The organism is Rhizobium sp. J15, assembly GCF_002531825.1.
Classification (GTDB): domain Bacteria; phylum Pseudomonadota; class Alphaproteobacteria; order Rhizobiales; family Rhizobiaceae; genus Rhizobium.
Window position 1 is genome coordinate 1 of sequence record NZ_NWSX01000086.1, and the last position, 7,533, is coordinate 7,533.

Below are 7,533 nucleotides of genomic sequence, written 5' to 3' on the forward strand. Positions count from 1 at the left end.
CATTGCCGTCCCCGGCATTGATGACGTCGGCGACGTTGAAGCCGATGATCGTGTCGTTGCCGGACGTGCTGGCCTGGGCCAGCAGCGCGGTTCGCAGATAGTTCCGATCCCACGTCGTGCCGTCGGCAAAGACAATGCTGTCGGTGCCGCGGCCATAATAGTCGTCGAGGGTATCCTTCAACAGGACCGAGCCTCCATCGCCGGCACCCGGCGCACTCTCGGCGATGACAAGCGTCACGTCGTTGCCGTTGCGCACCAGCGTCACGCTGCCAGGGTTGATGTCGGTGAACACCAGCCGGTCGGCATTGCCGGCGTCCGGTCCCTCGGTGATGGTGTCGAAACCGTCGCCACGGGCGTAGACGTAAGTGTCATTGCCTGCAGCCCCAATTAGCACATCGTCACCGCGATAGCCCCAAACGGCATCCGAGCGGTCGGTCCCTGTCAATTCGGCGCTCTCGTCACCATTTGTGAGTATATCTCCAGTCACAGAATGCAATGCGACAAAAATCTGCAACCTATCGCCCGCGAATACTCGCTCGGCCTCCGAAATCGCAATTGTCAAGAACTCGCTTTCTTCAATAATATTTGCATTGCGCAAGACCGCTGCGAATGCCAAGAGATCGATAATCTCAGCTCCACTCTCTTCGTGTGCGGTCTTGGCCCAGGTCATGAGTTCACCGACGAACGATCTGATAATGGGCGCGCTCGATGAGGTCCATTCAAGTTGCACCTCACTGCCAGAAGGAGTGAAAAACTCGACGGGGTCCACCGTGTCCATGTGTGAAATGATGAATCGTGACGAGAATGGTGCAAACTTCCCAAAGGATGCAACAATCGCAGACGCGTCGTCGGCAAAATTATCCCGAATCAAGTAATACTTTGAAGTCGGAATTTGGATCATCAACCTCAAAGCAATATTATCGATAAAATGCGCAAAATCTTCTTCGAGGGAAAGCCCTGATCTATAGTCTGGGTTGCCGCCGTCAAAGTAGCTGTGCCCAACCGTTTTCTCGATCACAGCAAGATGCTGAGCGTTCACATAGCTTCCCCTGCTGGAACGATCGACATCCTCCACCTCCGCCCACTTCAAAATCAGGGCTTCAACAGATGTCCTGAATTCGGCGAAACTCATCGCTTGAGCATCGAGCGCCAATTGTGACACAAATTCCTTGAGCCCCGCGTCGTCTGTCATAGCAACAGCAAGCGATTTCAGCGTGCCGTAACCAAATAGATTGGGCAATCCGTAGACATCGTCTGCCAACTCGAAGTTGTTCGGAGGCTCGTATACGGAGAAAGCTGGATTCGTCTGGAATAGAACAGAGCCAGCTTCGCCGCGGGAACCATCCGTTCGTACAAAGCTTCCCAAATACGCGATCGTGTTGCCATTTTCGACTATGGAGCTCGACGTCTTCGATGTCTCGATCCCCGAGATGTCGAAATCGGAAAGCAGATGAAGCTCCCCGGCATCGCTATTTCCGTCTCCGTCGGCGTCAAGCCAGACCCGCAAGGAAGCGTATTGAGCATCTAGAGAATCGACGATCCCGTCCCGGTTTGTGTCGAGGTCCGCGAGCGCGTCAAATCCTTCTTGATTCGGACCTCCGATCAGCTCAGCTGCCGAATCAGCAGTGTCATTTTGATTCCTGTCATTTACAAGCAACGCGGTAGCACCGGCGATCCAACCCGTGCTTTCGGCGAATCCATCCAGTTGGAAGTCGAAGTGCGCCGAGGTATTTTGGATGCTTTCCAGGGTGAAACCTTCACCGCCAAGATCTAGTATCAACGGGTCAATCGGCCACGGCGGAGTATCTGGTAGATATGCGCCTTGAGGATCTGCGTCAGGAAAGAAGAAGTCGCCCACCCAATGGCCCGCCCAAGCGCCTGCCACTTGCCCTCCAGTGCCGCCCAAAATCGTACCGACCGCCCCGCCGACGCGACCACCAAACACGGCGCCCGCAGCTGCGCCTCCGGGTCCGAGGAAAGCTCCGGCAACCCCACCAATTGCCGCTCCCGCCGCGCCTCCGATGAACGCGCCCGCCGCCCCCCCGAACGTCAGTCCGACCATTGCGCCGGCCCCTGTCATTGCATCGTGACCAACATCACCTTTCTTTGGCGGCAGCGGAATAAAATCAGGTACGTACCCCCCACGAGTGACCCCTACTGTAGGCGGAACCCATTCAGACATAGACTAACCTCACGATCTCGAAACGCCTCATGGTTGCAAAATCTGTCTGCTTATGTCAATGGTTACAAAACTAAAGGGAGAAAGAAATGCTTGGATACACTTTGCTCTTGGTGATCTCCTTCACCGTGGCGGTGGTTGTAGATTTCCTTTTTTTTGGCGGCGGCCATTGGGCGTACTGTATTTTTATGGTCTTTTTCGCACTGGCTGCGCATATACTCATTCGCGTCATCAATCCGGATTATGAGCGAAACTTGGTTCGGCGTTTCGGCAAGGATAGGAGTGAGAAATAGCTGATTTAGCGTATTTAAATTGCTGTTAACTAAAGACTTCGCAACTTCCGGAAGTTAAGCGGTTCACGAGAGCACATACGAGGGATCAGCGGTTGCGAGGGATGGCAGTCCCGGCTTTGCAAGATGCGCAGCTGAGGAGGCCCTCCGCAGAGTATCCTCAACGGGAAATGAGATCTGTGCACAGCCTAGTTCAGAACCGGATATCCCCAGCCGTTTCTGGAAACGGCCTGCGCTGGAGGTGGCCATAGTCCGTCGCCAATTCCCGTAAACACCTTCCTCAGCTCTCTGACGCCGTTGGGCGGTTGGTCAACATACGCCTGGCATAGTCAATTATGTCCGTCAGCCAAGCAGCGCTGCTGCTTGGTGTCCGCCATGGTTTGGCTTCGTCGGGCGCAGGCGCTCAGCCCAGAGTACGGCCATATTGGAACTCGCCCAGGCACCTCGCGGACTCCACTGCGTCAATGCTGAGAGTTCAGCCACGCATCGAACCAATTTCCGTTGTTGACGGTCCGAAGCCTTGGCCACCTTCTCCGGCGAGGTTGGAGCAACTGCTTCCATGGAATTGAACGTCGCCAGCGGCAGACGCTCAAGCGGCGTGACCTCCAGAGGTCGCGTGTCCGTGCCAAAGCTGAAAGCTAACGCTCGATCGTGAACAAGCGCTGTCTTCTACTTCTTTGATCCGTTTTTGCAGTGAACGCACCAAATCCCCTTGCTTGGGGATTGTAGCGCGGGTTTGCCGCATCGTGGGCAGACAGTGGCAATGGAGCCAGTCTTGTAGGTCATTGCGCACCTCCTACTGCGACAAGAAAATCATTCGCCTGCCTAATGCAGATAGCATTGTGCCTGTCTTCTCCATCGGTCGACGAGAGATTTGGTCACGGGGAACTAAGTGGCCGAAAAGCGGCCAATCGCAAAGGCCGCTCCACACTGGAAAGGATGCTCATTTGCATTGGGTCCAAGTTCCGCTGAACCTTGACCGTAGATCGGCGTCGCAAAAGCTCTGACCAGAAGCAAAACAATCGCACGCAACAAAAGCCAAACCCCTTCACGCCGAAGTTGATACTAGCACCGCAGATACGGGGAATGCCATCCCACGCCTGGAATCGGTTTAACCGGGCGCTTAAATCCCATTCTTGAGGACGTAGACTTCATGTTCCTCATCGCCTTGAAAGGACTCGAACCCAAACCGCCGAACCGCTGAAACTCAACGGGCTGCATGCTTTACATTATCCTTAGCGCTCAGTTATTAACGGCGTGTTTGGAAGCCGGTTTGAGAGGCCCGGATCGTGTCCTAGTGCGGCCGAGCGCCCGACTGGCCGCCAAGGCCTTGAGCGTGACGACGAGATGAGTAGCCAACTTCCTGAACGCCCAAGGTCCGTACCTTACTTCTTCTAAAAACCTGAATGTGGAAATTGGGCATCCAGCGTCGAACTTGTACCTTTCAAAACATCGGCCCACCGGACCGATCTCGGTGACACCGATAGAACGATGCTGTCCATTTGTTCCTGTGCTTGCGCGAACGTGCCGACTAGCACCCAAATGAGCGTCAAACACCCAAAAATCCTCAAAGCCGGAATTGGTCCGTTGCGGGTTCGCAGGAAATTGAGACCGTTCAGGCGCGATTGGCCGGACAAGAAATCATTATAGAGGCAGAAAGCTATATTGGCCTTTCCATTACTGGCGATGAGGACATGATCAATGAAATCTCCGAGCGAGTGAGGCAGGCCAATCAAACTACCCCAACCTGATCCTGTCCGGTATTTTGGGGGCAACGACAGACCTCGGCGTCAGCCATCGATCGATAACACCCCGGTTTCCCCGGTCGGATCCCCGTGCACTTGCCGCGGATCTTCATGCCGCTCACAACCTTGCGCATTGCACAGATATTGACTGATGCGCAGCGACGGTGACACGCCGGTCGCAGCCGGCTCGACGAGCGGCAACACGACTTGATGGGGTTTCTCTCCCATTTGGAGAGAGTCGCACCCGGTCCAATAGCCGACAAAGCGGTGCGCTACATCTACAGGTTTGCCACCATGAAACGGCACCAGCACGACACTTGACCACCGCTGATACACACCACTTTTGCCGATACCGCGGTGCGCGAACTCCAGGCATGTGCCCCAGCGCTGCCCGCCTGTATCGATCTTGTAAGCGGCGATTGGCGTCCAATCCATCTCAGGCAGCAGCCATCGAACTGTCGGCTTGTGTTCGATCAGCAGGAGTGGCTTGCCGTCGTGCTCGAAGAAACCCTTATCACGTTGGATTCGCAGTTGCTCGACTTCGATCACGCAACCTGCCGGCCCACAGCCGCTCTCGATCTGGATTTCGGTCGACGTAGCGGCGGTCGCGGAACTACTCAAAATATTCCGCAGCTCCGTGGCATTTGTCGCGGCAGTCGGCGGATGGGTGGTGGAACCGACCAAAAGTACTGTCGCAAACAGCAGATGGCGCATGTGTGATTATTGCTCGTCGTTGTTCCGCAGTGGATCGGGAGATGTCGGGCCGCTATCCGCAATTCATATCCATAGGCAGGGAAGTTTCAATCGCTAAGCGAAAATCCTTGACTGGGTCTGCGACAGTCACAGTCACGGGACGGTGGCGACCATTGTGTTGACTCGTTTCGCCTGAACGCTACAAACCCTGCGATTGATGTGGACGAGTCTCGGGCAGTTTTGCCCTTTTGGATGGCCGTCTTTTTGCCCGCAGTGATACCTTCCAAGAGGACAAACAGGCATGCAATCGAACAGGATCTACTTCGAAGGTAATCCTTGGCCAGAGGGACATTCAATCGTAGAGTTTTTGTGGTCAGCAAAAGAGATCGACGGAGATGTATGGTTCGACATTCATCTCGAGTCAGCGAATTACAATTCAGAGCGCGATATAAAGGATAAGGAAAGCTCGAACTACACCAGCGACGGGGACGCGCCATACTCTTGGGAAAACTATCAATCCTGCATATTATCGTCGGACGACTGGCACATTGGCGGCTTTAGGATCTGCTCCAAGCATGAATATACACCGGAGTTTCTGGATGGCCTCGAATTGCTGATAGACCCCCACCCGGAAACGATAACAGACCGGAATGATTTCGCGTTTCAGATATACCTGCTCGGCCATGATACGGTTGCCAAACACAAAATCAGGTTCGACCGGATCAGCAATTCCAGCCGCTTCAAGATCACCTGGTCCGGCAAGATTGCACGAACCTACGTAGGAGACCACGAATTCAAGCACAATTTTTCGGTCATGGTGATGTCGGCGGATTTTCCTCAGCTGCCCGAAACTCCATGATTTTCGCCCACGAAACGTATTTGGGTGTTCTCGCGTTGCTCATCGGCAGTTTTGGATCAACTTCGGCAGAATCCGGAAGGCCCGCCTGGGCGTGATGTCGATCGAACTCAAACTATCCGCTTGTTGGAGGCCACGCCTGCTCCGTGCGCCGAGGTTTTCGTTCGGTCCAGTTTCAGTGGCGCTATCGCACGCGGACCTTGAGACTCTCGCCAATTCGTCCTGGGGCCAATCACAGACTCCATTCATTAAAAATCGGGCTTTCAATCTTTCATTGGGAACGACACGAGAACGGTTTTTACAGTCAACTCGTCGTTGTAATCGACCTTCACCTGCCGACCATCCTTCATCCAAATGTCCCAATACACATCGCCATCCTCCTCCTCGGTTTCCTGAGGTTCACCGAAGGCGGCGAGCGCCTCCTCCCGACTGCCAACGGGACCGGAAGAGAGTGGAATGGATCCCAGATATGCGGATACCGTCGCCGAGCCGTTGGGATAGTAGAAGACGCCACTCATTGCATAAGGGCCGGATCCAAGCGGGTCTCGATAGTTGCGGGAGAAGAACTCCTTCGGCGTGAATGCGAGCGCGACACCGAGGTCAATGAGCTGAACGAAATCCGTCGTCAACTCCTTGAGCTTCTTCGGAGAGAGGGTATCGATCGATCCACCATTGGCCTTGATCGCCTCGATCACGTCGTTGTCGGTATTGGTCATTCCGACCAGCGTAAACAGTCGATCTGCATTCATGCTTTCACTTGCCCTCTGAATTGTTCCGGATCATCTTCTTGAGCCACTTGTCCCAATCGTCGTTGCTCATTATGGACAGCGTCTTCGCGGCGTCCCTGTACCGATTCTCATAGGAATCGTCGCAAGTAAGCATTGGAGCTGCTGCATGGCAATCTACAAGGGCGCGCTGGCATTGCTGGGAAAGTCGGAAACCGACGCAGCGCTAGTGGACTACTTGAAGTCGCTGGGTGCGACGCTCCCGCTCAAGCGGCCGCCACGCGGCGAGAAGGAAACGAACGTTGAGGTCCCCGGTCAACAGATTGAACTGCTCTTTACTCTCGGAAGCGAGTTGCCGAACGGGAAGCGCTTTGCGGAAGGGGAGTTGGTTCTGCGTACATTCTTCGTTATTCCGGAGGAAGCAGGAAGACCGATCGATGGAACGCCTTTCGATCTCGATATGACCATGACCCGCGAGCAGGCGCGAGCAAAGTTCGGGGAGCCGGAATGGAGCAGCGGTGGTAGTTTGAAAAACGATCGCTGGGTGCTTGGAGACAAGCGGATGCTTCTGAGCTTCACCTCGGACGAACTGCGCATCCGGCAAGTGTCGGTGTCGCAATTGTTCGAGTGAGCGGGTGTCTTTGCTCCGTATCGAGAGAAAAGCCCGACTTCTCGTCCCAGGCCGGGTGAATGGCTGGAATTAAGGCGCGAAGCTGCCATAGGCATGCACCTATTTCGCCTTGAATGGGATACGAACTGGCGACCTGCACGTTTCTCGCGCGTAAGTGCGCCTGATGTCGTGCAACAGCACCATAGTCGCTTTCTTCCGCAGGACAAGTCAGCATTGGCCGCCATGATTGCGAACTAAGTCCAGAAAGCGTGAAGAGCTGAGTCAGACAAAACTTAGGCCCAGCGGGCCAGCCAATGGGCGTTGTCATATGGCCTGCCTTTTGAGCGGGCCTAACCTTTATCTCTTGAGAACGCCAACCAGTCGATTGATAGCGCCCCAATATTCCTTGTGCATGGTTTCGGCTGCTTCCGAGAT

Annotated in this window: 6 protein-coding genes; 3 read left to right on the forward strand and 3 right to left on the reverse strand. The window is 54.7% G+C overall.

Annotation, left to right across the window (positions count from 1 at the left end):
* Positions 1–2,062, reverse strand: a 2,062-nt coding sequence (locus CO670_RS32075; RefSeq protein ID WP_141502459.1) for a calcium-binding protein, incomplete at its 3' end; no start/stop codon positions are given.
* Positions 2,063–2,268: 206 nt separating this feature from the next.
* Here CO670_RS32075 and CO670_RS32080 point away from each other — a divergent pair.
* On the forward strand, positions 2,269–2,472 hold the full coding sequence (locus tag CO670_RS32080; protein WP_097594036.1) for a hypothetical protein: 204 nt from the start codon (positions 2,269–2,271) through the stop codon (positions 2,470–2,472).
* A 1,787-nt stretch (positions 2,473–4,259) separates the two neighbouring features.
* On the opposite strand, the gene CO670_RS32085 is transcribed toward CO670_RS32080, so the two are convergent.
* Entirely contained in the window at positions 4,260–4,928 is a 669-nt protein-coding gene (locus CO670_RS32085; RefSeq protein ID WP_097594037.1) for a hypothetical protein, read from the reverse strand.
* A 280-nt stretch (positions 4,929–5,208) separates the two neighbouring features.
* Between CO670_RS32085 and CO670_RS32090 the strand changes: the two genes are divergently transcribed.
* Positions 5,209–5,766 (forward strand): hypothetical protein, encoded by a 558-nt coding sequence (locus CO670_RS32090; RefSeq protein ID WP_097594038.1) that lies wholly within the window; start codon positions 5,209–5,211, stop codon positions 5,764–5,766.
* Positions 5,767–6,026: 260 nt separating this feature from the next.
* Here the strand turns inward: CO670_RS32090 and CO670_RS32095 are convergent, their stop codons facing one another.
* Positions 6,027–6,479, reverse strand: coding sequence for a hypothetical protein (locus tag CO670_RS32095; RefSeq protein WP_141502461.1), 453 nt, complete (start codon positions 6,477–6,479; stop codon positions 6,027–6,029).
* Positions 6,480–6,657: 178 nt separating this feature from the next.
* On the opposite strand from CO670_RS32095, the gene CO670_RS32100 reads away from it, so the two are divergent.
* A complete protein-coding gene (locus CO670_RS32100; protein ID WP_097594041.1) occupies positions 6,658–7,119 on the forward strand; it encodes a hypothetical protein in 462 nt (153 codons plus the stop codon).
* Positions 7,120–7,533 lie beyond the last annotated feature (414 nt).